This window comes from Pseudomonas sp. TR47, from assembly GCF_044143025.1.
GTDB lineage: Bacteria > Pseudomonadota > Gammaproteobacteria > Pseudomonadales > Pseudomonadaceae > Aquipseudomonas > Aquipseudomonas putida_E.
The window spans coordinates 14,194-39,372 of record NZ_JBHFCS010000024.1 but is presented as its reverse complement, the minus strand read 5'-3'; the positions used below and the strand labels follow the sequence as shown (position 1 = coordinate 39,372).

General features: G+C 62.2%; 25 protein-coding genes. 8 read left to right on the top strand and 17 right to left on the bottom strand.

Going from position 1 to position 25,179, the window contains the following annotated elements; all coding sequences use genetic code 11:
* Positions 1-92: 92 nt before the first annotated feature.
* From pstA to ACEWE8_RS21460, 4 genes are all read right to left on the bottom strand, one after another.
* Positions 93-1,763, bottom strand: coding sequence for a phosphate ABC transporter permease PstA (gene pstA / locus ACEWE8_RS21475; protein WP_046786844.1), 1,671 nt, complete (start codon positions 1,761-1,763; stop codon positions 93-95).
* 17 nt (positions 1,764-1,780) lie between these two features.
* Positions 1,781-4,069 carry an ABC transporter permease subunit gene (locus tag ACEWE8_RS21470; protein ID WP_046786843.1) on the bottom strand — a complete coding sequence of 763 codons (2,289 nt, stop codon included), beginning with the start codon at positions 4,067-4,069 and terminating at the stop codon, positions 1,781-1,783.
* Positions 4,070-4,207: 138 nt separating this feature from the next.
* Positions 4,208-5,206, bottom strand: coding sequence for a phosphate ABC transporter substrate-binding protein PstS (locus ACEWE8_RS21465; RefSeq protein WP_012312096.1), 999 nt, complete (start codon positions 5,204-5,206; stop codon positions 4,208-4,210).
* 165 nt (positions 5,207-5,371) lie between these two features.
* Entirely contained in the window at positions 5,372-6,661 is a 1,290-nt protein-coding gene (locus tag ACEWE8_RS21460; protein WP_046786842.1) for an MFS transporter, read from the bottom strand.
* 357 nt (positions 6,662-7,018) lie between these two features.
* On the opposite strand from ACEWE8_RS21460, the gene ACEWE8_RS21455 reads away from it, so the two are divergent.
* Both ACEWE8_RS21455 and ACEWE8_RS21450 read left to right on the top strand, forming a co-directional pair.
* The gene (locus ACEWE8_RS21455) at positions 7,019-7,417 is read left to right on the top strand and encodes an acyl-CoA thioesterase (protein ID WP_003253317.1); all 399 of its coding nucleotides are present in this window, start codon (positions 7,019-7,021) and stop codon (positions 7,415-7,417) included.
* A gap of 71 nt (positions 7,418-7,488) precedes the next feature.
* Positions 7,489-8,385 (top strand): D-hexose-6-phosphate mutarotase, encoded by an 897-nt coding sequence (locus ACEWE8_RS21450; protein WP_046786841.1) that lies wholly within the window; start codon positions 7,489-7,491, stop codon positions 8,383-8,385.
* A gap of 82 nt (positions 8,386-8,467) precedes the next feature.
* Here the strand turns inward: ACEWE8_RS21450 and ACEWE8_RS21445 are convergent, their stop codons facing one another.
* From ACEWE8_RS21445 to purE, 4 genes are all read right to left on the bottom strand, one after another.
* Positions 8,468-9,001, bottom strand: coding sequence for a DUF3299 domain-containing protein (locus tag ACEWE8_RS21445; protein ID WP_371316821.1), 534 nt, complete (start codon positions 8,999-9,001; stop codon positions 8,468-8,470).
* Between the two features lie 48 nt (positions 9,002-9,049).
* Entirely contained in the window at positions 9,050-9,295 is a 246-nt protein-coding gene (locus ACEWE8_RS21440; RefSeq protein WP_046786839.1) for a GlsB/YeaQ/YmgE family stress response membrane protein, read from the bottom strand.
* A 120-nt stretch (positions 9,296-9,415) separates the two neighbouring features.
* A complete protein-coding gene (locus ACEWE8_RS21435) occupies positions 9,416-10,498 on the bottom strand; it encodes a 5-(carboxyamino)imidazole ribonucleotide synthase (protein WP_046786838.1) in 1,083 nt (360 codons plus the stop codon).
* Between the two features lie 10 nt (positions 10,499-10,508).
* On the bottom strand, positions 10,509-11,000 hold the full coding sequence (gene purE / locus ACEWE8_RS21430) for a 5-(carboxyamino)imidazole ribonucleotide mutase (RefSeq protein WP_046786837.1): 492 nt from the start codon (positions 10,998-11,000) through the stop codon (positions 10,509-10,511).
* A gap of 271 nt (positions 11,001-11,271) precedes the next feature.
* Here purE and ACEWE8_RS21425 point away from each other — a divergent pair, with 271 nt between their 5' ends.
* Entirely contained in the window at positions 11,272-11,892 is a 621-nt protein-coding gene (locus tag ACEWE8_RS21425; protein WP_046786836.1) for a hypothetical protein, read from the top strand.
* Here the strand turns inward: ACEWE8_RS21425 and ACEWE8_RS21420 are convergent.
* Entirely contained in the window at positions 11,884-12,801 is a 918-nt protein-coding gene (locus tag ACEWE8_RS21420) for a LysR substrate-binding domain-containing protein (protein WP_046786835.1), read from the bottom strand. The genes ACEWE8_RS21425 and ACEWE8_RS21420 overlap by 9 nt on opposite strands.
* A gap of 182 nt (positions 12,802-12,983) precedes the next feature.
* Here ACEWE8_RS21420 and aspA point away from each other — a divergent pair, with 182 nt between their 5' ends.
* The 4 genes from aspA (at position 12,984) to ACEWE8_RS21400 (ending at position 17,816) form a co-directional block, all read left to right on the top strand.
* Positions 12,984-14,408 carry an aspartate ammonia-lyase gene (gene aspA / locus ACEWE8_RS21415; RefSeq protein WP_042111854.1) on the top strand — a complete coding sequence of 475 codons (1,425 nt, stop codon included), beginning with the start codon at positions 12,984-12,986 and terminating at the stop codon, positions 14,406-14,408.
* 157 nt (positions 14,409-14,565) lie between these two features.
* The gene (locus ACEWE8_RS21410; protein WP_046786834.1) at positions 14,566-15,558 is read left to right on the top strand and encodes an AraC family transcriptional regulator; all 993 of its coding nucleotides are present in this window, start codon (positions 14,566-14,568) and stop codon (positions 15,556-15,558) included.
* 111 nt (positions 15,559-15,669) lie between these two features.
* Positions 15,670-16,713 (top strand): histone deacetylase family protein, encoded by a 1,044-nt coding sequence (locus tag ACEWE8_RS21405; RefSeq protein ID WP_046786833.1) that lies wholly within the window; start codon positions 15,670-15,672, stop codon positions 16,711-16,713.
* Complete coding sequence (locus tag ACEWE8_RS21400; protein ID WP_046786832.1) at positions 16,713-17,816, top strand: polyamine ABC transporter substrate-binding protein; 1,104 nt, start codon at positions 16,713-16,715, stop codon at positions 17,814-17,816. The genes ACEWE8_RS21405 and ACEWE8_RS21400 overlap by 1 nt, the downstream gene beginning before the upstream one ends.
* A gap of 97 nt (positions 17,817-17,913) precedes the next feature.
* On the opposite strand, the gene ACEWE8_RS21395 is transcribed toward ACEWE8_RS21400, so the two are convergent.
* The 5 genes from ACEWE8_RS21395 to ACEWE8_RS21375 are packed head-to-tail and all read right to left on the bottom strand — an operon-like array spanning position 17,914 to position 21,795.
* Entirely contained in the window at positions 17,914-18,546 is a 633-nt protein-coding gene (locus tag ACEWE8_RS21395; RefSeq protein WP_039603498.1) for an SCO family protein, read from the bottom strand.
* Entirely contained in the window at positions 18,543-19,436 is an 894-nt protein-coding gene (gene cyoE, locus ACEWE8_RS21390; protein ID WP_046786831.1) for a heme o synthase, read from the bottom strand. Before cyoE ends, ACEWE8_RS21395 begins: the two co-directional genes overlap by 4 nt.
* A complete protein-coding gene (locus ACEWE8_RS21385) occupies positions 19,421-20,494 on the bottom strand; it encodes a heme A synthase (RefSeq protein ID WP_125924417.1) in 1,074 nt (357 codons plus the stop codon). The genes cyoE and ACEWE8_RS21385 overlap by 16 nt, the downstream gene beginning before the upstream one ends.
* A gap of 10 nt (positions 20,495-20,504) precedes the next feature.
* A complete protein-coding gene (locus tag ACEWE8_RS21380) occupies positions 20,505-21,089 on the bottom strand; it encodes a hypothetical protein (RefSeq protein WP_046786830.1) in 585 nt (194 codons plus the stop codon).
* Entirely contained in the window at positions 21,055-21,795 is a 741-nt protein-coding gene (locus tag ACEWE8_RS21375; RefSeq protein WP_046786829.1) for an SURF1 family protein, read from the bottom strand. Before ACEWE8_RS21375 ends, ACEWE8_RS21380 begins: the two co-directional genes overlap by 35 nt.
* A gap of 51 nt (positions 21,796-21,846) precedes the next feature.
* On the opposite strand from ACEWE8_RS21375, the gene ACEWE8_RS21370 reads away from it, so the two are divergent.
* Positions 21,847-22,050 (top strand): twin transmembrane helix small protein, encoded by a 204-nt coding sequence (locus ACEWE8_RS21370; protein WP_012312078.1) that lies wholly within the window; start codon positions 21,847-21,849, stop codon positions 22,048-22,050.
* A 32-nt stretch (positions 22,051-22,082) separates the two neighbouring features.
* On the opposite strand, the gene ACEWE8_RS21365 is transcribed toward ACEWE8_RS21370, so the two are convergent.
* From ACEWE8_RS21365 to ctaD, 3 genes are read right to left on the bottom strand one after another with little or no spacing between them, the layout of a single operon-like run.
* Positions 22,083-22,970 (bottom strand): cytochrome c oxidase subunit 3, encoded by an 888-nt coding sequence (locus ACEWE8_RS21365; RefSeq protein ID WP_046786828.1) that lies wholly within the window; start codon positions 22,968-22,970, stop codon positions 22,083-22,085.
* A 16-nt stretch (positions 22,971-22,986) separates the two neighbouring features.
* A complete protein-coding gene (locus tag ACEWE8_RS21360; RefSeq protein WP_046786827.1) occupies positions 22,987-23,553 on the bottom strand; it encodes a cytochrome c oxidase assembly protein in 567 nt (188 codons plus the stop codon).
* A gap of 10 nt (positions 23,554-23,563) precedes the next feature.
* Positions 23,564-25,153, bottom strand: a complete 1,590-nt coding sequence (gene ctaD / locus ACEWE8_RS21355; RefSeq protein WP_012312075.1) for a cytochrome c oxidase subunit I — start codon at positions 25,151-25,153, stop codon at positions 23,564-23,566.
* Between the last annotated feature and the right edge of the window lie 26 nt (positions 25,154-25,179).

The following is a 25,179-nucleotide window of genomic DNA, read 5'->3' as shown; positions in this document are numbered from 1 at the left end:
CGTTTGTAGCTGCAAGCTTTGAGCTGCAAGCTGCAAGTTAGGGCAAAGCGGCACTCTTCTTGGAGCTTGCCGCTTGTGGCTTAAAGCATCAATCAGTGGTCGAGGGCCTTGTACTTCTCGCGCAGGTGGTTACGGATCCACACCGCCGAGAGGTTAAGGGTGGCGATTACCATCACCAGCAGCAGCGCAGTGGCGTATACCAACGGCCGCGCGGCCTCGACGTTGGGGCTCTGGAAGCCGACATCGTAGATGTGGAAGCCCAGGTGCATGATCTTCTGGTCCAGGTGCAGGTACGGGTAGTTACCGTCCAGCGGCAACGACGGCGCCAGCTTGACCACGCCGACCAACATCAGCGGCGCCACTTCACCAGCGGCACGGGCCACGGCGAGGATCATGCCGGTCATCATCGCCGGGCTGGCCATTGGCAGCACGATTTTCCACAGGGTCTCGGCCTTGGTCGCGCCAAGCGCCAGCGAGCCTTCACGCACGGTGCGTGGAATACGCGCCAGGCCTTCCTCGGTGGCCACGATCACCACCGGCACAGCCAGCAGCGCCAGGGTCAGCGATGCCCACAGCAGGCCTGGCGTGCCCAGGGTCGGTGCCGGCAGCGACTCGGGGAAGAACAGACGGTCGATCGAACCACCCAGCACATAGACGAAGAAGCCCAGGCCGAACACGCCGTAGACGATGGCCGGAACGCCCGCCAGGTTGTTCACGGCGATGCGGATCAGGCGCGTCACCGGGCCTTGCTTGGCGTATTCGCGCAAGTAGACCGCCGCCAGCACGCCGAACGGGGTGACGATCACGGCCATGATCAGGGTCATCATCACGGTACCGAAAATAGCCGGGAAGATACCGCCTTCGGTGTTGGCTTCACGAGGATCGTCGCTGAGGAACTCCCAGACCTTGGCGAAGTAGGTGCCCATCTTGGTAAAGCCGGACATGGCGTTAGGCTGGATGGCGTGCACGACCTTGCTCAGGTTGATCTCCACTTCGCGGCCGTTGCCGTCGCGAGCGACCAGGCTGTCGCGGGAGAAGGCCTGATGCAGGCTGCTGAGGCGGTCTTCGATGGCCTTGTAGCGGCTGTTCAACTCGGCACGTTCGGCATCCATGTCGGCCTGGGCCGTAGCGTCCAGCTTGCCTTCCAGTTCCAGCTTGCGGCCTTGCAGACGCAGGCGCTCAAGGCCATGGTTGATGGCACCGATGTCTTTTTTCTCAAGCTGCTGCAGCTCGCTGTTGAGCTGGTTGGCGCGTTTCAGGCGTGCCTGCAGCTCGTCCCAGGCGCCAGCGCCCTCGGCGACCACGCGGCCTTGTTCCTTGACGCTCACCAGGTAGCCGTAGAAGTTGCCCCATTCGCGGCGCTCCAGGGCGATCAGGTCGACCGGGCGCTGCTCGTCGACCAACCATTCACCGACCACCCAGGTGAAGTCACTGCCGTTGAGGTCACGGTTACCCACCTTGATCAGCTCACGGGTCATGAACTCCGGGCCTTCGTCCGGCACCGGCAGGCCGGCACCCTTGAGGCGGACGCGGGGCACTTCTTCTTTCTGAACCACTTCACCGACGATGACGTGGTCACCCTGGCCCGGCACCTTGTAGGTGGCCTGGACCAGGTCGGCGGGCCAGAAGTGGCCCAAGCCGCGTACAGCGATCACGGCCAGCAGGCCGACGGTCATGATGACCGCCATGGCGACCGCGCCACCGCTGATCCAGACGCCAGGGGCGCCGCTCTTGAACCAGCCTTTGAGGGAATCCTTTTTCACGGATCTCTACCTTTCTATCAAAGCGACGAGTATTTCTTGCGCAGACGCTGGCGAATCAGCTCGGCCAAGGTGTTCATGATGAAGGTGAACATCAGCAGCACGAGAGCGGCGAGGAACAGCACACGGTAATGGCTGCCGCCGACTTCGGATTCGGGCATCTCCACCGCCACGTTGGCGGCCAAGGTACGCATGCCTTCGAACAGGTTCATCTCCATCACCGGGGTGTTGCCGGTGGCCATGAGCACGATCATGGTCTCGCCCACCGCTCGGCCCATGCCGATCATCAGCGCCGAGAAGATACCCGGGCTGGCAGTGAGGATGACCACGCGAGTCAAGGTCTGCCACGGCGTCGCACCCAGGGCCAGGGAGCCCAGGGTCAGGCTGCGCGGCACGCTGAACACGGCGTCTTCGGCGATCGAGTAGATGTTCGGGATGACCGCAAAGCCCATGGCGATACCCACTACCAGGGCGTTGCGCTGGTCGTAGGTGATACCCAGGTCATTGGTGATCCACAGGCGCATGTCGCCGCCGAAGAACCAGGTTTCCAGGTACGGGCTCATGGTCAGGGCGAACCAGCCGGTGAACAGGATCACCGGGATCAGGATGGCGGCTTCCCAACCATCCGGAACGCGCAGGCGAATCGACTCAGGCAGGCGGCTCCAGGTGAAGCCCGCCAGCAGGATGCCGAACGGCATCAGCAGGAACAGGCTGAACACACCCGGCAGGTGCCCTTCCAGATACGGCGCGAGGAACAGGCCAGCGAAGAAGCCGAGGATCACCGTCGGCATCGCTTCCATCAGTTCGATCACCGGCTTGACCTTGCGGCGCATGCCCGGGGCCATGAAGTAAGCGGTGTAGATAGCTGCGGCAATGGCCAGCGGAGCCGCCAGGATCATCGCGTAGAAGGCGGCCTTGAGGGTACCGAAGGTCAGGGGCGACAGGCTCAGCTTAGGCTCGAAGTCGGTGTTCGAAGCCGTCGACTGCCAGACGTACTTGGGCTCGTCGTAGTTCTCGTACCAGACCTTGCCCCACAGTGCGCTGAAGGAAATTTCCGGGTGCGGGTTCTTCAGGTTCAGTGGCAGCAGCTTGCCGCCCTCTTCGATGAAGATACGGTTGGCACGCGGCGACAGGGCCAGGATACCCGGGCCTTCGGCAGCAGGCTCGACCAGCAGGGTGCGGTGCGCGGTGCTGTGGAAGACGCCCAGCTTGCCTTCGGCGTCCAGGGCGATGAAGCCCTTGCGGCGCTCTTCGGCGTCGATCTGAACGATCGGCGCCTTGCCCATCTGGAAGGTACGGATCTGCTTGAAACGCGATTCGCCATCCGGGTCACGGGCCATGAACCATTGGGCCAGGCCACCTTTGGAGTCACCGATGATCAGCGAGATGCCGCCGACCAGTTGCGCGGTGGCGGTGATCTCGGTGTCAGCGCTCTCGGACAGCTTGTAGCGGCCATTGAGGCTCTTGTCGCGCAGGCTGAAGACATCCGCGGTGGCTCGGCCGTTGATCACATACAGCCACTGCTGGCGCGGGTCGATGAAGATGTTCTTCACCGCCTCGGTCATTTGCGGCAGCTCGATGCGGTTCTGCTCGGTGGTGACCTCTTCGGTCATCAGGTTTTCGGTGCGCGTCAGCTCGACCACCTGCAGGTGCGCGCCGGTGGAACCGGCCAGCATCAGGGTATCGCCGTTTACGTTGACGCTGACGTGCTCCAGCGCGCGGCCCTGCTCATCCAACACGAACGGCTCCTGGCCGTACGGGTAGTCGATGCCTGGGGTGATGGTCTTTTTGTTGTCCGGGTAGGTGATCTTGTAGGTGTGGTGGAACACCAGCGCCTGACCATTGGACAAGCCCAGCACTACCAGCGGGCTGCCCGGCTGGTCGGTGCTGATCGAGCTGACCTGGGTGCCTGCCGGCAGCGGCAGGTCGACGCGGTTGAGCTCGTTACCAGTCTTGGTATCGAAGAACAGTGCCTGCCCCTTGTCCGAGACGCGCATGCCGACCAGGTTCTGCTCTTCGAGCGCGATCATCAGCGGCTTGCCGGCATCCTGCTGCAGCCAGGTCGGCTCCAAGGCCTTCTTGCTGGTCAGCTCGGCGCCCTGGAACAGCGGCAGCACCACATAGGCCAGATAGAAGAAGATCAGCGTGATGGCTGCCAGCACGGCAAGCCCGCCCACCAGTACATACCAGCGGGTCAGGCGGTCCTTGAGCGCGCGCATGCGGCGCTTGCGTTGCAACTCGGGCGTATTGAAATCAATCCGCTCGGGAGGGGATTTTTGGGTCATGGTGGAGTTGGCCAGATCATTCATGCGCACACCCTAGCGGTCCCGTATGACAAAAACATGACAGTGCGTTGACGCAAAAAAGCCCGCCGCTCAGGAGCCCTGGCTTCGGACCGAGAATTCGTGGAAAAGGCCGGCTTCAGTGCCAGCCTTTTCCTCAGTTACTTACTTCTTTGCAACGTTACCGGCGTGGGACAGGCCCAGGTCAGCCAGGGTCTTGTCGACCACCTTGGCCGGCAGCGGAATGTAGCCGTCCTTCACCACGACCTGCTGGCCAGCCTGCGACAGCACCAGCTTGACGAACTCGGCTTCCAGCGGGGCCAGAGGCTTGTTCGGGGCCTTGTTGACGTAGACGTACAGGAAGCGCGACAGCGGGTAGGTACCGTTCAGGGCATTGGCTTCGTTGTCTTCGATGAACTCGCCGCCTTCCTTCTTGGCCAGACCTACGGTCTTGACGCTGGCAGTCTTGTAGCCGATGCCCGAGTAGCCGATGCCGTTCAACGAGGAGCTGATCGACTGCACGACCGACGCCGAGCCGGGCTGTTCGTTGACGTTAGGCTTGAAGTCGCCTTTGCACAGGGCTTCTTCCTTGAAGTAACCGTAGGTACCCGATACCGAGTTACGGCCGAACAGCTGAACTGGCTTGTTGGCCAGGTCGCCGGTCACGCCCAGGTCGCCCCAGGTCTTGACGTCGGCCTTGGCGCCGCACAGGCGAGTGGAAGAGAAGATCGCGTCGACCTGAGCCATGGTCAGGCCCTTGATCGGGTTGTCCTTGTGTACGAACACGGCCAGGGCGTCGACGGCGACCGGGATGGCGGTCGGCTTGTAGCCATACTTCTGCTCGAAGGCCTGCAGCTCGACGTCCTTCATCTTGCGGCTCATCGGGCCAAGGTTGGCGGTGCCTTCGGTCAGCGCGGGTGGCGCGGTGGAGGAGCCAGCAGCCTGGATCTGGATGTTGACGTTCGGATATTCCTTCTTGTAGGCCTCGGCCCACAGAGTCATGAGGTTCGCGAGGGTGTCGGAACCGACGCTGGAGAGGTTGCCCGAAACACCGGTAGTCTTGGTGTAGGTCGGGATCGCAGGGTCGACGGCGGCTACCGCGTTGGCGGTTGCAACGCCAGCGGCGGCAAAGGTGAGGGCCGCCATCAAACGCTTCAGTTTCATGCCTTGCTCCTAGCAGGAATATTGGGATGTTGGATGGATCGGGCCCAAGTATCTGCAGGCCGCATGAATACGATATGACTCCAATATGACAATTGGATGAAAGGCCATCACTGGATACCCAGGATGGCCTTTCAAAATGTTGCAGGGGCAGGGGCTAGAGCGATATCAGCGTTTTTTCGACAGCAAATACAGCCCGACAACCAGACCGACGGCGCACAGGCCCGCTACGTAATAAGCAGGCGCCATCGGGCTGACCTTGAGCAGCGCGGTCACCACCATCGGCGTCAAGCCGCCGAAAATGGCGTAGGCCACGTTGTAGGAGAACGACAGGCCGCTGAAGCGCACCGCCGCCGGGAACGCCTTGACCATCACATAGGGCACCGCGCCGATCACGCCTACGCACAGGCCGGTGATGGCATACAGCGGGAACAGCAGTTGCGGGTGGGTCGGCAGGCTGTGGTAGAAGGTCCAGGACGTCACCAGCAGCAACAGGCTGCCGATCACGAAGACGCGGCCGGCACCAAAGCGGTCGGCCAGGCTGCCGGAGCCGATGCAGCCAAGGCTAAGCAGCACGATCGCCAGGCTGTTGGCCTTGAGCGAGTCGGTGGGGCTGATGTGGTAGATGCTCTGCAACAACGCCGGTGTCATCAGGATGACCACTACGATGCCGGCAGAAAGCATCCAGGTCAGCAGCATCGACAGGATGATCGGCCCGCGGTGATCACGCAGCACGGCCCGCAGCGGCAGCTCTTCGGCAAGCGCCTTGCGCTGCTGCATCTCGGCGAATACCGGCGTTTCGTGCAGCCAGCGGCGCAGGTACACCGAGAACAGGCCGAACACACCGCCAAGCAGGAACGGGATACGCCAGGCGTAGTCGGCGACTTCTTCAACGCTGTAGGCCGTGTTGATCAGCGTCGCTACCAGCGAGCCAAGCAGGATGCCAGCGGTCAGACCGGCGGTCAGGGTGCCGCAGGCATAGCCGGTGTTACGCGCTGGCACATGCTCGGACACGAACACCCAGGCGCCAGGTACTTCGCCCCCGATCGCCGCCCCCTGGATCACGCGCATCAGCAGCAACAGTATCGGTGCCCACAGGCCGATCTGTGCATAGGTCGGCAGCAAACCCATGATCAGCGTTGGCAGGGCCATCATGAAGATGCTCAGGGTGAACATTTTCTTGCGCCCGAGCAGGTCGCCGAAATGGGCCATGATGATGCCGCCCAGCGGCCGGGCCAGGTAGCCGGCGGCGAAAATGCCGAAGGTCTGCATCAGACGCAGCCACTCGGGCATGTCGGCCGGGAAGAACAGCTTGCCGACCACCGTGGCGAAAAACACGAAAATGATGAAGTCGTAGAACTCAAGGGCTCCGCCTAGCGCGGACAGTGAGAGGGTCTTGTAGTCACTGCGGGTCAGCGGCCGCGAGGGCTGCTCGATACTGCTCGGCACGGAGGTCATTGCTTGTTCTTCTCTTGTAGGGCATGCAGGCCGCTTGGCACGCGGCTTCTGGCGGTGACAGGCGAAGATAGCAAATTGCCGGGGCGTGCTGAAAGCGATACAAAATCCATACAGATATTCATGACTGCACGGTCGTCGCTGAGCGTTTGGCTATATATACTGCCCGTTCGTAGGAAAACGTTGCCGCCACGGTGGGATGTTGTGCGAAAACGCCGGTCTTTTAAGTCAGGCGGTTTCGCAGAATTTCCCTACGGCCGTCCAGCGAAACGAAATCGGCGTAGTATGTTTCAAGCTGAATCGTTTACTCGGCCTTTGCGCCACACCAACGAAAGCGTCACGGGTCAGAGGCCCCACCGCATGATTGAGCTCGAACAAGAAGATCCTATCCCGCAAGGCGACCTGGCCCTGCAAATCACTGCGTTGCCCCGCGAAACCAACGGTTTTGGCGACATCTTTGGCGGCTGGCTGGTCGCCCAGATGGACCTGGCAGGCACTGCCATGGCGAGCCGCGTCGCGGGCGGCCGGGTGGCAACAGTGGCCATTGACCGCATGGCCTTCCTGGTGCCTGTGGCCGTGGGCGCACAACTGTCGTTCTATACCCAGACGCTGGAAATCGGCCGCAGCTCGATCCAGATGATGGTCGAAGTGTGGAGCGACGACCCGCTGTCCAGCGAATGGCGCAAGGTGACTGAAGCAGTGTTCGTCTTCGTCGCCATCGATGGCAGCGGCCGCACCCGCTCGGTGCCTCGTCGCTAAGCCATACGAGCGGTAAACTCATTGCAAGGCACCGGGTCCAAGGCCCACAGGCAATCAATGAGACGAGCGCAATGGCTACCTTCCAGGTTGTAACCGAGCAACACGGCGAACTCAACTGCTGGCGTATCACCAGCGACCGTGCCGAACTACTGATCGCCCAGCAGGGTGCACAGATCCTCAGCTACCAGCACATTGGCGAGCCGCCGCTGCTGTGGCTGAGTGACCAGGCCATGTTCCGTCAGGGTAAGTCGGTGCGCGCAGGTGTGCCGGTGTGCTGGCCGTGGTTCGGCAACCTGCAGCGCAACCCCGAATCCGTTCAGGGCATGTACCGTGGCACGCAGGCTCCCGCCCATGGGTTGGCCCGCACATGTGATTGGCAACTGTTGGGCATCGAAGAGGCAGCCGGCGCGCTGCGCATCGAATTCGAACTGCCAAAGGCCCAGGGCGATCTGCCGGAGTGGCCGCATGATGTGGAGCTGAAGCTGCTGATCGTCATGGGGGATACGCTTGAACTGACCCTCACCAGCCGTAACAGGGGCAATACCCCTGTCACCATCAGCCAGGCCCTGCACAGCTACTTTGCCGTCAGCGATGTGCGTCAGGCGCGCGTCGAGGGTGTCGACGGGCTGGGCTACATCGAGACCCTGGCTGACTGGGAACAGCGCCAGCAGCAGGGTGCGCTGACGTTCACCGGTGAGACCGATCGCATCTACCTGAATACGCCTGCGCAACTGAGCATTGTCGACCCGCACTGGAACCGGCGCATTACCCTGACCAGCAGCGGTTCACGTTCAGCGGTGATCTGGAACCCGTGGACCGACAGAGCCCGGGATTTGCCTGACATGGCCGATGATGGCTGGCAGCGGATGCTGTGCATCGAGACGGCGAATGTCTGGGACGATGTGGTGGAGTTGAAGCCTGGGGCGGTTCACTCTCTGCAAGTGGCAATTGGCAGCGTAGCGCTTTGATTCAACTGCCTGGGACCGCTGTGCGGTCCTTTCGCGACACAAGGCCGCTCAGAGATCGCGCATACCTGCAGGAGCAGCCCCTTCACAGGTCAGCGTCCTCCACTACCCTTACCTTCCCGGCTTCCAGCGCATACGCCGCATCGGCCAGGTCGTTGCTGACCTTTTCCACCTTCAACGTCCCGCTGACCCACAACGGCGTGTAGATGTCATCGATCTTCAAGCCCTTCGGATAGCGCACCAGCACCAGCTGGTTGGGCGGCGGCGGCGGTACATGGATGCAGGCGCCCGGGTACGGCACCAGGAAGAACAGCGTGCTGTTGCCCTTGGCATCGCTTTCAAGCGGCACGGGGTAACCACCGAGACGAATTTCCTTGCCGTTCATGGCGGCCACGGTCTTGGTCGAGTACATCACCGCCGGCAGGCCCTTGCTTTGCTTCAAGCCGCCCTTGTCGGTGAAGGTACCCATCGCCTCCGGCGAGTTGTGGTCGATCTCGGGCATTTGCTCGAGGGCTTTCTGGTCCGACTTGGGCATCAGCTCGAGCCAGTCGGTTTCAGGCAGTTCGGCATGGGCCAGGGAGCTGGCCAGGAGCATGGGGATGAGGAATAACGCACGCATGAAGATGCTCGGCAACTCGGATGAATTGCCGGGCATTCTAACCAGTATTCAGCGTTTCTTGATGAATCCGTAGATCACCAGAAGGACGATGGCACCCACCAGCGCGCCGAAGAAGCCCGCTGCCTGCCCGGCCTGGTAAATACCCAGCGCCTGGCCGCCATACGTGGCGATCAAGGAGCCGGCAATACCCAGCAGGATGGTCATGATCCAGCCCATGCTGTCGTCGCCGGGCTTGATGAAGCGCGCCAGCAGACCAACGATGAGGCCGATGAAGATAGTTCCAATGATACCCATGGCAATCCCTCTGCAGTGAAGATGGAGCAAGCCAAAGCCTAGACAGCGCTTTAGCTTGTTGCCATTTCAGAGGGCGAACCGCTTGCAGAAGTTCGATCAGATGCCCGATCAGATGCCCGATCAGTTGCTGATCAGGGCCTCTACTTCGGCAATCTTGCGCTCGAGGGTGGCCATGTCCTGGCAACGCAAGGTGGCGTGGCCTACCTTGCGCCCGGCCTTGAAGGCCTTGCCATAGTGATGCAGGTGGCAGTCATCGATGGCGATGACCTTGTCCACTGCCGGCACTTCACCGATGAAGTTGAGCATGGCGCTCTCGCCAACCTTGGCAGTCGAACCCAGCGGCAGGCCGGCAACGGCGCGCAGGTGGTTTTCGAACTGGCTGCACTCGGCGCCTTCGATGGTCCAGTGCCCGGAGTTGTGCACACGCGGCGCGATCTCGTTGGCCTTGAGGCCACCGTCGACTTCAAAGAACTCGAAGGCCATCACACCCACATAGTCCAGCTGCTTGAGCACACGGCCGACATAATCTTCGGCCAGGCCCTGCAGAGGGTGCGCCTGGCTTGCCACGGACAGGCGCAGGATGCCGCTCTCGTGGGTGTTGTGCACCAACGGGTAGAAGCGGGTTTCGCCATCGCGTGCTCGCACGGCCACCAGGGACACTTCGCCGGTGAACGGCACGAAGCCTTCCAGCAGGCACGGCACGCTGCCCAGCTCGGCAAAGGTACCCACCACATCTTCAGGGGTGCGCAGAACCTTCTGGCCCTTGCCGTCGTAACCCAGGGTCCGGGTCTTGAGCACGGCCGGCAGGCCGATGCTGGCCACCGCCGCATCAAGATCGGCCTGCGAGAGGATGTCGGCGAAGGCCGGGGTTGGAATGCCCAGGTCGCGGAACATGCTCTTCTCGAACAGGCGGTCGCGGGCGATGCGCAGCGCTTCGGCGCTCGGGTACACCGGGACGAACTGCGAGAGGAAGGCGACAGTCTCGGCCGGGACGCTTTCGAACTCGAAGGTCACCAGGTCGACTTCGTCTGCCAGCTGGCGCAGGTGGTCCTGGTCGCCGTAGTCGGCACGCAGGTGCTCGCCAAGTGGCGCCGCGCAGGCGTCCGGCGCCGGGTCGAGGAAGGCGAAGTTCATGCCCAGCGGGGTGCCCGCCAGAGCCAGCATGCGGCCCAGCTGGCCGCCACCGATAACACCGATCTTCATGGGTTCAGCCTCAAGCCTGACGTGGGTCTGGATTGTCCAGCACAGTGTCGGTCTGCTCGGTGCGGAACTGCTTGAGCGCCGCGTGATACTGCGGGTATTTGGTACCGAGGATGCTCGCCGACAGCAGCGCGGCGTTGACCGCGCCGGCACGGCCGATGGCCAGGGTGGCAACCGGTACGCCGGCAGGCATCTGCACGATCGACAGCAGCGAGTCGACACCCGACAACATCGACGACTGTACCGGCACACCCAGCACCGGCAGGTGGGTCTTGGCGGCGCACATGCCAGGCAGGTGCGCAGCGCCACCAGCGCCGGCGATGATCACCTCGATGCCGCGCCCTTCGGCTTCTTCAGCGTACTGGAACAGCAGATCCGGGGTGCGGTGGGCGGAAACCACCTTCACTTCGTAGGGAATGCCGAGTTTTTCCAGCATATCGGCGGTGTGGCTAAGGGTGGACCAATCGGACTTGGAGCCCATGATCACGCCAACCAGTGCACTCATCGTCGAGCCTCTCCTGCAAGCGCCTTCTGGCGCGCTAAAAGCAACAAGCCACGCAGGTGGACCGGCGTGGCTTGTCATACGGATTCTGAATCGACCGGGTCGGCCGAAGGCGCGGGATTGTAGCGTATTTCAAGTCGGCCCGCCCACCCCTACAAGCACATGTCGGATCAAAGGGCAAGCTGTCTCGTGGGACAACTTTTTCCGACTGCCGAAAGGCAGCCCGGGTGGTGACGATTGCGCCCGCCAATTTCAATCTCCTTGGAGAATCGCCATGCCCAAGACCCTCGCGTTCTTTTTCAGCCTCCTGCTGTCCCTGCAGCTGCCTTGCGCCGTAGCGGCCAAGTCGCTGGTTGTGACCGTTTACCTTCACGACGAACTGGCCAGCATCAGCGACGAGCAATTGCACAACGATTACTTTCAGCACTGGCTCGATGAGATGCGCAGTTTCACCTCCCACCCCACGGAACTGATCTTGCGACGCAACGTGCCCGGCATCACCGATATTGATTATCAAGGCGTGCCATCGAGTCAGATTCTTGAGGCGTTCACCCAAGGAGTGCTTGAACTGACCTCGAACCACCCCTTCTCGTTCATGAACAAGCACCTGCTGATGACGCGCAACAGCTATGACCACAGCGGGCTTAACTACAATGCGGGCCTGGCGTACTTCAAACAGAACACCGCCATCGCCTCATTGGCCGCTTACAGTAGCGCCGCCCATGAAATCGGCCATCTGCTTTCCGCCACGCATGAAGACGCCGAACTGAAGTTCAACGGATGGGTGTGCGAAACCTACACACACCCCCGAATTCCGGCCCGATCGAACTGCTACCGGTACAGCGACAAGAACCGGGCGAACATCGCCGACTACCTCAAGTACAACTCACACTGAGCCTTCACCTTGAGCACCAGCGGACTCGAGCTTGCGCCAGAGCAGGCGCACGTTGGCCTTGCGCACCAATGCACAGCGATACAAGCGGATTTCCAATGGCACATGCCACTGGGCCCCTCCGCAGATAGCCAACTCGCCACGCTCCAGTTCGCCACGCATTGAAAGCCGGGGCACCCAGGCAACGCCCATGCCTTCCAACGCCATGCTCTTCAAACTGTCGGCCATGGCTGTCTCATACACCGTGGTGTAGCGCAAATTGCGCTGGCGCAGCAGCAGGCTCACAGAGCGGCCAAGGAAGGCGCCAGCACTGTAAGCAAGCAACGGCACGCTGGCATCGCCCTCAAGGTCGAACATCGGCTTTCCATCGGCCCCCACGGCGCAGACGGGAAGCATTTCGGTGGTCCCCATGTGCAGCGACGGGAAAATTTCGGCGTCCATCTGCAGCGCCGCATCCGGGTCATAGAAAGCCAGCATCAAATCGCAGCCGCCTTCGCGCAAGGCATGCACAGCATCACCGACGTTGGTGGCTACCAGCCGAGTGGCGATGTTCAAACCATCGTTGCGCAGTTGTGCAACCCAGCGAGGGAAAAAGCCTGATGCCAGCGAGTGCGCCGCCGCCACCTGGATCACCTCGCCCTGGCCACCTTCAAGATGATGCAAATGGCGTAGAACTTCGCTCAACTGGTCGACAACTGTGCGCGCTGTAACCAGAAAAAGTTGACCAGCCGCCGTCAGCTCGATGGGCGTGCGGGAACGATTCACCAGCGTCAGGCCAAGCGCCGCCTCCAGGCTACGAATACGTCGGCTGAACGCCGGCTGGGTGACGAAACGGCGCTCCGCCGCCTGGGAAAAACTACGGGTGGCGGCCAGCGCACTGAAGTCTTCCAGCCATTTGCTTTCTAAGTTCACTAAGCGAATCTCCCGGCATGCACCAAAATGGAACACGCTCGAATGTCAATTGGCGTCACATCAAACACTATGCCGTTTGTGCATAGGTTAGCGTGCAACAGCATTGGCCGCAAAATCCCCTTAAGGCCTAGGATTGGCGCCATTCCGGCATGTGCCGGGTCAAAATCGAGATGATATCCATCATGTCCTCCGCTGCATCGTTCCGCGTCGAAAAAGATCTGCTTGGTACCCTTGAAGTCCCTGCCGATGCCTACTACGGCATCCAGACTCTGCGCGCTGCCAACAACTTCCATCTCTCCGGTGTTCCGCTGTCGCACTACCCGAAGCTGGTCGTGGCACTTGCCATGGTCAAGCAGGCCGCTGCCGACGCCAACCGCGAGCTGGGGCACCTGAGCGATGCCAAGCACGCCGCCATCAGCGAGGCCTGCGCCCGCCTGATCCGCGGTGACTTCCACGACCAGTTCGTTGTGGACATGATTCAAGGTGGCGCTGGTACTTCCACCAACATGAACGCCAACGAAGTCATCGCCAACGTCGCACTGGAGGCCATGGGCCACCAGAAGGGTGAGTACCAGTACCTGCACCCGAACAACGACGTGAACATGGCGCAGTCGACCAACGACGCTTACCCGACCGCCATCCGTCTGGGCCTGCTGCTGGGCCACGACGCGCTGCTGGCCAGCCTCGACAGCCTGATCCAGGCCTTCGCTGCCAAAGGTAAAGAGTTCGACCACGTACTGAAGATGGGCCGCACCCAGCTGCAGGACGCCGTGCCGATGACCCTGGGCCAGGAATTCCGCGCCTTCGCCACCACCATGACCGAAGACCTGCAGCGCCTGCGCTCGCTGGCCCCGGAACTGCTGACCGAAATCAACCTGGGCGGTACCGCCATCGGCACCGGCATCAACGCCGACCCTGGCTACCAGGCCCTGGCCGTACAGCGCCTGGCGACCATCAGCGGCCAGCCGCTGGTACCGGCTGCCGACCTGATCGAAGCCACCTCCGACATGGGCGCCTTCGTGCTGTTCTCCGGCATGCTCAAGCGTACTGCGGTCAAGCTGTCGAAGATCTGCAACGACCTGCGCCTGCTGTCCAGCGGCCCACGCACCGGCATCAACGAGATCAACCTGCCAGCGCGCCAGCCAGGCAGCTCGATCATGCCAGGCAAGGTCAACCCGGTCATCCCGGAAGCCGTCAACCAGGTTGCCTTCGCCATCATGGGCAACGACCTGGCCCTGACCGTCGCCGCCGAAGGTGGCCAGCTGCAGCTGAACGTGATGGAGCCGCTGATCGCCTACAAGATCTTCGACTCGATCCGCCTGCTCCAGCGTGCCATGGACATGCTGCGCGAGCACTGCATCGTCGGCATCACTGCCAACGAACAGCGCTGCCGTGAACTGGTCGAGCACTCGATCGGCCTGGTCACCGCCCTGAACCCCTACATCGGCTACGAAAACGCCACCCGTATCGCCCGCGTAGCCCTGGAAACAGGCCGTGGTGTGCTGGAACTGGTGCGCGAAGAACAGCTGCTGGACGAAGTGATGCTCAACGACATCCTGCGCCCGGAAAACATGATCGCTCCACGTCTGGTTCCGCTGAAGGCGTAACCCGGCTGCTGCAAACAGTCTCACCAGGTTTGAGGGACTAGACACCTCTCGACCTTTCAAGGGCCCGAGCGCACGCTCCGGGCCCTTTTTTTCGCCCGCGAGATCCCGGCACACAACTTGCTCTGTAATGCCTCCCCGCCCCACGGAAATGCCGAGCATGCTGCACAGCCACCTGACCACCCTCAACGCGGTTTCGCTGATCCTCAACCTGTTTCAGGAACAGGGGTGCGAGGCAACGGCGCTGCTGGCTGGCAGCGGTATAGGCCCGGCAGACCTTGGCCATGCCGATGCCCGCATCACCACCCAGCAAGAGCTGCAGGTATGCGCCAACGCCGTGGCACGGCGTGAAGACATCGGTCTGGAGCTGGGCAGACGCATGCATGTGTCGTGCTACGGCATGCTGGGTTACGCCCTGCTCTCCAGTGCCACTTTGGGTGACGCCTTGCGCCTTGCTTTGCAGTATCCGGCACTGCTGGGAACAGTCTTTCGCTTACGCCTGATAGACGATGGCCAGCGCATCTGGCTTAGCGCCGATGAATATCGCGACCTCCCGGCGCTGACCGCTTTCAATGCCGAGTTCTGCCTGGTGTCGCTCAAAGTCATCTGTGACGACCTGCTGGGCCGCCCGCTGCCGCTGCTCGGCGCGCGTTTCGAACATGCTCGGCCCGACTATCACGCCCGCTATACCGATGCTTTTCCGTGCCCGCTCGGGTTCGACGCGCCGGACAACGCCTTTGCTTTCGAGCGGCGCTGGCTGGACACCCCACTGCCCCTCGCCGACCCGATCACCCACAAAGCCATGGGCGAGCGCTGCCGGCGCCTGAACCTTGAATTCACCGGGCGCCAGGCCTGGCTGGGGCGGATACGCCAATTACTGCTGCAGCAACTGGACGCTGCCCCCGGCCTGGAAGGCTTGGCGCGGCAGATGAACTGCTCGTCTCGTACCTTGCGCCGGCACTTACAGGCGCTGGGCAGCAGTTATCAACAGCTGCTCGATGAGCTGCGATTCGAGCGAGCCAAGCAGCTGCTGGCCGAGGGGCAGATGCCGATCTACCGAATTGCCGAGCGCTTGGGGTTCAGTGAGACGGCAAGCTTCCGGCATGCCTTCCAGCGTTGGAGCGGTGTGGCGCCCAGCCATTTCCGAGGTTGATCAAGGCCGGCGAGCTTGGCCACATCGATCCCCTTTTGGCCGTTTGCGTCGTTCTCCCGCGCCCGGCAGCCCGTGAAAATGGGCCAACGCCAGTACTACCGGAGAACAACAATGCTGACGATCTATTCCGATGACCACCGCCTGCACCACGGCCGCTGCGAGCTGATCGACGGCAAGCTGATGCCCTGCTTCGAAATGCCTTCGCGTGCTGACCATGTGCTCGAGCAGGTGAAAAAGCGCAACCTCGGTGATGTCCAGGCCCCGACCGATTTTGGCCGTGCACCACTGCAGCGCATCCACAGCGCAGACTATCTCGACTTCTTCGAAGGTGCCTGGGCACGTTGGGCCGCGCTGGGTCAGGAGGGTGACTTGTTGCCCTTCACCTGGCCGGCACGCACCTTGCGCCAAGTCAAACCCACCGGCCTGCATGGCGAGTTGGGCTACTACAGTTTCGATGCCGGCGCGCCCATCACCGCAGGCACCTGGCAGGCCGCCTACAGCGCAGCACAGGTTGCCCTCACCGCCCAAGCTGCAATCGAGCAAGGCGCCCATGCGGCCTTCGCCCTGTGCCGCCCACCAGGGCATCACGCCGCCGCCGAGGTCATGGGCGGTTACTGCTACCTGAACAACGCCGCGATTGCTGCCCAGGCCTTCCTCGACCAAGGCAGGGCCAAGGTGGCCATCCTTGACGTCGATTACCACCATGGCAATGGCACCCAGGACATCTTCTACCAGCGCGATGACGTGTTCTTCGCCTCGATCCACGGCGACCCGCAAGACGAGTTCCCGTTCTTCCTGGGCTACGCGGACGAAACCGGCGCAGGCGCGGGCGAAGGCTGCAACATCAATTACCCGCTGCCTGCCGGCAGTGATTGGGCCGCCTGGAGCGCCGCGCTGGAAGACGCCTGCCGGCGCATCGCCGATTACGATGCCGACGTCTTGGTCATCTCTCTGGGCGTGGACACCTTCAAGGATGACCCTATCTCCCAGTTCAAGCTGGACAGCCCGGACTATCTGGAGATGGGCAAACGCATCGCCCAGCTCGGCAAGCCGACCTTGTTCGTGATGGAAGGCGGCTACGCAGTGGAAGAAATCGGTATCAACGCGGTCAATGTGCTGGAAGGCTTCCAGCTCGCCCAGCCAGGAGCCCGATAATGGCCCGACTCAAGCGCCTGCTCGCCCCACTCATAGCTGCCACCCTGTTCACCGGCGCCGTCCAGGCACAAGCCGAACAGCGCACCTTGCGCGTCTACAACTGGTTCGATTACATCACCCCGCAAACCTTGACCGGTTTCCAGAAGGACAGCGGCGTCAAGCTGGTCTACGACATCTTCGACACCAACGAAGCCCTGGAAGCGAAGCTGCTAACAGGCAACTCCGGCTACGACGTGGTAGTGCCGTCCAATGTGTTTCTCGCCAAGCAGATCGAGGCGGGGGTGTTCCAGCCACTGGACCGCAGCAAGCTGCCGAACTGGCAACACCTGGACCCGGCACTGATGAAGCTCATCGAGGCCAACGACCCAGGCAACAAGTTCGCCGTGCCCTACATGTACGGCACGGTGCTGATCGGCTTCAACCCGGACAAGGTCAAGGCGGTACTGGGCGACAAGGCCCCCGTGGACAGCTGGGACCTGCTCTTCAAGGAAGAGAACATCGCCAAGCTCAAGCAATGCGGTGTAGCGCTGCTCGACTCGCCATCAGAGATCCTGCCGCTGGCGTTGCAATACCTGGGGCTGGACCCCAACAGCAGCAAGCCGGATGACTACAAGCAAGCCGAGGCTCTGCTGCAGAAGATCCGCCCCTACATCACCTACTTCCACTCTTCCAAGTACATGGCGGATATCGCCAACGGTGACATCTGCGTTGCCGTTGGTTATTCCGGCAGCTTCTCCCAGGCAGCAAACCGCGCCCGGGATGCGAAGAACGGTGTGGTGGTGGACATGCGCCTGCCCAAGGAGGGCGCGCCGATCTGGTTCGACATGCTGGCGATTCCGAAGGGCGCCGCCAACCCGGAGGATGCGCATACGTTCATCAACTACCTGCTGCGCCCAGAGGTGATTGCGCCGATCAGCGACTTTGTCGGCTACCCGAACCCGAACAAGGATGCGACGGAAAAGGTCAGCCCAGCGATCCGCAACAACCCCAACCTGTATCCAACGGCGGAGGCGATGGCCAAGCTGTATACGCTCAAGCCTTTGACGCGTGAGGCAGAGCGGGCGCGGACGCGGGCCTGGACCAGGATCAAGTCCGGGACTTGATACCGTCTTGCAACAGGACCGCGCGCTCCTGCAGGAGAGCGCGGTTCCTTGTTGAGCGGCCTTGTGTCGCGATGGCCTGCAAAGCAGGCCAGCAATCTCAATCCCGTTTCACAAGGCCCGGCAACTGCGCCACCAGCTTCTGGTTGTTGAACGGCGCGCGTATGAACCCACGCTGACGTCCGTCCGGCCCGACAATCGCCAGGTTACCGCTGTGATCCACGGTATATCCGGGCTTGCTGGTATCCGCCGGAATGAACGGAATGCTCAAGGCATTGGCCAGCTTCTGGGTATCCTCGATCGACCCCGCCACCCCGACGAAATCCTTGTCGAAATAACCCAGGTACTGCTTGAGCTGGTTCGGCGTGTCGCGGTTCGGATCGACACTCACCAGTACCACCTGCAGCCGGTCGACCGCTTCCTTGGGCAGCTCGCTCTTCACCTGGCGCAACTGGGCCAGGGTGGTGGGGCAGATATCCGGGCAATAGGTATAGCCAAAGAACAGCAGCGACCACTTGCCCTTGAGATCGTCGAGCTGCACCGGCTGGCCGTCCTGGTTGGTCATGGTCACGTCGGCAACTGTGCGGCTCTGCGGCAAGAGGATGATGCCGGCATCGATCAGCTCGGTGGGGTTTGGCTGGTCACTGCCATTTAGCACCTTGTTGACGGTCAGGCCCATGATCAACGCGACCAGGGCAACGAGGATGAAGACGGTTTTCTGGGTTCGGGTCATAGGTTCAGCAACAGATAGTGGTCAACAAGCAACGCAATGAACAGCGCGAACAGGTAGCCGATAGAGTACTTGAAGGTGCCGATCGCCGCGTGCGGCCGGCTGCCACGGTACAACACCCAGGCCCATTGCAGGAAGCGCAGGCCAAGGGCGAGGGCGCAGGCCAGGTACAACGGGCCGCTCATGTGGATGGCGTAGGGCAGCAGGGTCACCGCCAGCAGTATCAGGGTATAGAGCAGGATGTGCAGCTTGGTGTAGCGCTCGCCGTGGGTTACCGGCAGCATCGGGATATCGGCCTTGGCATACTCCTCCTTGCGGTGAATGGCCAGGGCCCAGAAGTGCGGCGGCGTCCAGGCGAAGATGATCAGCACCAGCAACAAGGGCTCGGCACTGACTTGGCCACTTACTGCCACCCAGCCAAGCAGCGGCGGGGCCGCGCCTGCAAGGCCACCGATAACGATGTTCTGCGGCGTCGCACGCTTGAGAAAGCCGGTGTAGAGCACCGCATAGCCGAGCAGGGAGGCAAGCGTCAGCCAGGCGGCAAGGGCGTTGGTGAACATCAGTAACAGGGCCATGCCCAGCAGCGCCAGGGCGAGGGAGAACAGCAGCGCCGGCAGTGGCGCGACCCGCCCTTGGGCCAGCGGCCGCTTGTGGGTGCGGGCCATCAGCGCATCGATGCGCCGGTCCAGCACATGGTTGACCGCCGCAGCGCCCCCCGCGCACAGGGCAATCCCCAGGTTGCCGAACAACAGCACGCTCCAAGGTACCCCGGCACGGGTCGCCAGGAACATGCCCACCAGCGAGGTGATCAGCATCAGCAGCACCACCTTGGGCTTGGTCAGCTCCAGATAGTCGCGCCAGCCTGCACGTTGCGCAGTTAGAAGCGTCGCCACGAGTCGTTCCTCAAGTGATGGGCCGCGCCCACGCCTGTCACCGGCGTCAGGCGCCAGCCCTGGCCCACGCGCACCTTGTCGACGACGCGGATACGGTAGTTGACCAGCACCATGCTCAGCAGCAACAGGGCGCCGCCTGCGTTATGCGCCACAGCCACCGCCAGAGGCAGGTGCAGCAGCACATTGCTGATGCCCAGGCCTACCTGCAGCGCCAGCACCAGCAGTACCAGGCGCCCCAACCCAGGCAAGCCACAGCGGTGCAGCTTCCAGCTGAGCATCAGCAGCACACCAGTGACCAGCAGCGCGCCCAGGCGGTGGCTGATGTGGATGGCCGTGCGCGCATCGCTATCCAGTTGCCCGCCCAGGTAGTTGGGGCCGACGTGCTGGGTCAGGTGGAAACCGTTGCTGAAGTCCGCTGCCGGCCACCACTGGCCATGGCAGGTCGGCAAGTCTGTGCAGGCAACGGCCGCATAGTTGGAACTGACCCAGCCGCCCAAGGCAATCTGTCCGATCACCACCAGCAGCGCCAAGGCAGCAATCCGCCGCAAGCTCAGCGGTAATTTAGGCAACGGCGCAAAGGCCCGTGACAGGCGCAGCGACAGCAGGAACAACAAGGCCAGGGTAGTGAAGCCACCCAGCAGGTGTGCGGTGACGACCTGCGGCCACAGCTTGAGGGTCACTGTCCACATGCCGAATGCCGCCTGGGCCAGTACAACGCCTAGCAACAGCACCGGCAGGCGGTAGGGCTGGCCGTCGCGCGAATGCCGGCGCACGGCCTGGAAGGCGAGCAAGGCAATCACCAAGGCGAGCGTGCCGGCAAAGTAACGATGGACCATCTCGGCCCAGCCCTTGGCGACCTCCACCGGGTGCTCGGGGAAGTGCAGCTCGGCATGGGCCAGCTGCGCGTCGGTTTTCGGCACGCTGATGAAGCCATAGCAGCCAGGCCAGTCTGGGCAGCCCAGGCCAGCATGGGTCAGACGGGTATACGCACCGAGCAGTACGACCAGCAGTGCCAGCAGGGTGGCGAACACAGCGAGGCGGAATCCGGGTCTGGCCATGGCAGGGCTCCTAGCCGATGTTGGACAGCTTGAGCAGGTGGCGCAGGTCATCCAGTACATGCTTGCCACTGACCTTGCCGTCATAGCGCAGCACCAGGTTGCCGTGCGGGTCGACGATCCACAGCTGCGGCGCGGGGTCTCCTACCTTCTGAAGGTAGCGCTGTGTATCGAGTGGATAACGCTGCAGCTGTGGGTACTCGCGCCCCAGCAAGGCCTGGTAGCCGGCACTCAACGGTTGGGCAGCGGCCAGGGCATGGCTGGCACGGCTGGCGTCCCGGCCAAGGCCAATCTGGATCTGCCGCGCCAGGTAAACCAGGCGCTGGCAGTCTTCGGCACAGCTTTCTGGGGCGCTGACCAGCAGTTGCCAACGTGCGTCTTCGCCAGCGATGCCGATATCGCTGCGGCTCTGGCCATTGCCGATCATCGTCCCGTGATAGCTTCGGCCTTCCGGCACCCAGAACTTGAGCTTGTACATGCTGGTGGCCAGGATCATCGGGCCGAGCACCACCAGCAGAATCAGGATCAGCTGCAAACGCCCGCGGGCTCTGGGTTTGCGACGCTCAGGCAGGTCCAGTGGAGTGGTGGTGGCGGCCATGGCGGTTCTCCTTTTTGTTGTGCCAGCCAAAGTAGAGGTAGAGCAGCACCAGGGCGGTGGCCAGGGCGAACCATTGCACCGCATAACCCAGGTGTTTTTCCGGGCCCATGGCGACCACAGGCCAGTCCAGGCGGTAAGCCGCCGGGCCGGGTTGCAGGCGCAATTCATGGGCGAACCCTTCGCGCCGAAGCTGTTGCCACAGTTGTGCGGGGTTCACGGCCGTCAGCAGGTGCGGCCATTGGCCGCCAACGGGGTCGGGGTGCAATTGAAAGGTGTTGCCGGGCGCTACGTATACCGAGGCATCCAGGGCCAGAGCCTGCGCAGGGGTGTCGAAGGGCACCGGTACGCGGCGGTCGGGCCAGGGCAGCCACCCGCGGTTGACCAACAGCCACAAGCCGCTGGGCTGGTCGAGAAAGGGCTGCAGCAACTCGACGCCTGCCTGGCCGTCGCGCATGCGATTGTCCAGCAGCACGCTGTGCTCGGCATCGAAGCGGCCGTAGAGGTGCACACGGCGGAAGGCGGTATCGTCGCTCGGCTGCAACTGGGCCGCGGAAAGCGGCGCGTCGACGCTGCGCTCGGCATGGCTGGCCAGCAATGCGCGCTTTTCGTCGGCTCGGCCCAATTGCCAGCAGCCAAGGGCAATCAACCCCGGCAGTAGCGCAAGCACTACCAGGGTGGGTACCCAGCCCGGGCGAAACGGCCTCACGGGTGCCTCGCTATACTTATCCACATCACCGCATCCCCCTGGAGAAACGCCATGCTCAAGGCCGCGATCGTCATGATGCTGTTGGCCACCATTGCCAGCCTGTTCAGCGGCCTGGTGTTTCTGGTCAAGGACGATGAAAACTCGACCCGCCTGCTCAAGGCACTGACCGTGCGTGTCACCTTGGCCTGCCTGACCATCGCGCTGGTTGCTTATGGCCTCATCAGTGGCCAGCTGGTCTCCCACGCTCCTTTTTAAGCCTCTCTGCACCACAAGGGCTGCGTCGCCCTTCACAGCACATACACAAAGATGAACAGCCCGACCCACACCACATCGACGAAGTGCCAATACCAGCTTGCCGCCTCGAAGCCGAAGTGTTTGTCCGGGTTGAAGTGCCCACGCAGGATGCGCACGAACATCACGATCAAAATGATCGTGCCCAAGGTTACGTGGGCACCGTGGAAGCCTGTGAGCATGAAGAAGGTTGCGCCGTAGATCCCCGAGCCCAGCGTCAGGCCCAACTTGGTGTAGGCCTCGAAGTATTCGTAGGCCTGCAGCGCGATGAAGCTCAACCCCAGCAGGATGGTGATTGCCATCCACAGCTTCAGCGCCCCACGGTGGTCACGTCGCAGTGCATGGTGGGCGATGGTGATGGTCACGCTCGAACTGACCAGCAAAATGGTGTTGATCAAAGGCAGGTGCCAAGGGTCGATGACGTCCTTGGCCGGCGGGAACAGCTTGGGGTCCGGGGTATTGAGCAGGGGCCAGGTGAATTCGAAACTGGGCCACAGCATGTGTGCGACCCCCTTGTCGCCTTCACCACCGAGCCATGGCCCGGCCAGTACCCGCACGTAGAACAACGCGCCAAAGAAGGCCAGGAAGAACATCACCTCGGAGAAGATGAACCAGCTCATGCCCCAGCGGAACGAGCGGTCCAGCTGCGCGCTATACAGCCCGGCGTGGCTTTCCTTAACGACCGCCCCGAACCAGCCGAACAGCATGTAGGCCAGCAGCAGGGCACCGACGAAGAAAATCAGCGGCCCATGGGAGTCGGGGTGGCCAGCCTTGAGGTCGTTGAACCACGTGCCAAGGCCGTACACCGTGACGAACATGCCGATGGTGGCAATGATCGGCCACTTGCTCTGCGCAGGGACGTAGTAGTGGTCATGACTTGCCATTGCTGTTCTCCTTCCCTTAACGGGCGCCCTGAACGTCCTGGGGCGCGACATGCGCGACCGGCGGGTGACGAGCGGTGATGTCGAACAAGGTGTAGGCCAGTGTCAGGTGCTTCACGCTGGCCGGCAGGTCCCGGTCGACGATGAAGCGCACAGGCATCTCGATACGTTCGCCGGGCTGCAGCACCTGCTGGGTAAAGCAGAAGCACTCGGTCTTGTGGAAATACGCCGCGGCCTCGGCCGGCGTGATGCTGGGTACGGCCTGGGCGCTCATCGGCCGGTCAGTGGTGTTGTGAGCCACGAAGATCATCTGGTTGACGGCCCCCGGGTTGACCGCGAGCTGGTCGGCAGTGGCGTAGAAGTCCCAGACCATGTCGCCGGCATTCGTCGACATGAACTGCACCCGCACCGAACGCGTCGGATCGCTGACCTGGCTACCCTCATACTGCCCGCCGGTCTTGCCATTGATGCCGAAGGCCCTGCACATGACGTCGTAGATCGGCACCAGGGCAAAGCCGAAGGCGAACATCACCACCGTCAGCATCAGCAGGCGCAGCACCAGACGTTTGAGCGGTTGGCCGGTCATGGGCGGTTACCTATTTCACATCCGGTGGCGTCTGGAAGGTGTGATACGGCGCCGGCGAAGGGACCGACCACTCAAGGCCCTCTGCACCATCCCAGGGTTTGGCCGGGGCCGGCGCGCCGCCGCGAATGCACTTGATGACGATGAACAGGAAGAAGATCTGCGTGGCACCAAACATGAACGCACCGACCGATGACACCATGTTGAAGTCGGCGAACTGCAGGTTGTAGTCAGGAATGCGCCGCGGCATGCCGGCCAAGCCAACGAAGTGCATGGGGAAGAAGGCCAGGTTCATGCCGATGAACGACAGCCAGAAATGCAGCTTGCCGAGGGTTTCGTCGTACATGTGGCCGGTCCACTTCGGCAGCCAGTAATAGGCCGAGGCGAAGATGCCGAAGATCGCCCCAGGCACCAGCACGTAATGGAAGTGCGCCACCACGAAGTAGGTGTCGTGGTACTGGAAGTCTGCCGGCGCGATGGCCAGCATCAGCCCGGAGAACCCACCGATGGTGAACAATATGACGAAGGCGATGGCGAACAGCATCGGCGTCTCGAAGGTCAGCGAGCCTTCCCACATGGTGCTGACCCAGTTGAACACCTTCACCCCGGTGGGCACGGCAATGAGCATGGTCGCGTACATGAAGAACAACTCACCCACCACCGGGATGCCGACCACGAACATGTGGTGCGCCCAGACGATGAACGACAGGAAGGCGATCGCACCCGTGGCATAGACCATCGAGGTGTAGCCGAACAGCGGCTTGCGCGAGAACGCCGGGATGATCGAGCTGACCGCGCCGAAGGCCGGCAGGATCATGATGTACACCTCTGGGTGGCCGAAGAACCAGAACACATGCTGGAACAGCACCGGGTCACCGCCACCGGCGGCACTGAAGAAGCTGGTGCCAAAGTGGATATCCATCAGCATCATGGTCACCACACCGGCCAGCACCGGCATCACCGCGATCAGCAGGAAGGCCGTGATCAGCCAGGTCCAGACGAACAGCGGCATTTTCATCAGGGTCATGCCCGGTGCGCGCAGGTTGAGAATGGTGGCGATGACGTTGATGGCCCCCATGATCGAACTGATACCCATCAAGTGGATGGCAAAGATGAAGAAGGTCACGCTGGCGGGGGCATAGGTGGTCGATAGCGGGGCGTAGAAGGTCCAGCCAAAGTTCGGCCCGCCACCAGGGCTGAACAGGGTCGATACCAGCATCAGGAACGCTGCCGGCAGCAGCCAGAAACTGAAGTTGTTCATCCGCGGCAGGGCCATGTCCGGCGCGCCGATCATCAGCGGGATCATCCAGTTGGCCAAGCCGACGAAGGCCGGCATCACTGCGCCGAACACCATGATCAGGCCGTGCATGGTGGTCATCTGGTTGAAAAATGCCGGCTCGACGATCTGCAGCCCGGGCTGGAACAGTTCGGCGCGTATCACCATGGCGAACGAGCCGCCAAGGAGGAACATGATGAAGCTGAACCACAGGTACATCGTGCCGATGTCCTTGTGGTTGGTGGTCAGCACCCAGCGCATCAGGCCCTTTGCCGGGCCGTGGGCATGCTCATGGCCGTGGGCGTGGTCGTCGATCACTGCACTCATGTCCTGTCTCCTGCAGCCCACTGACT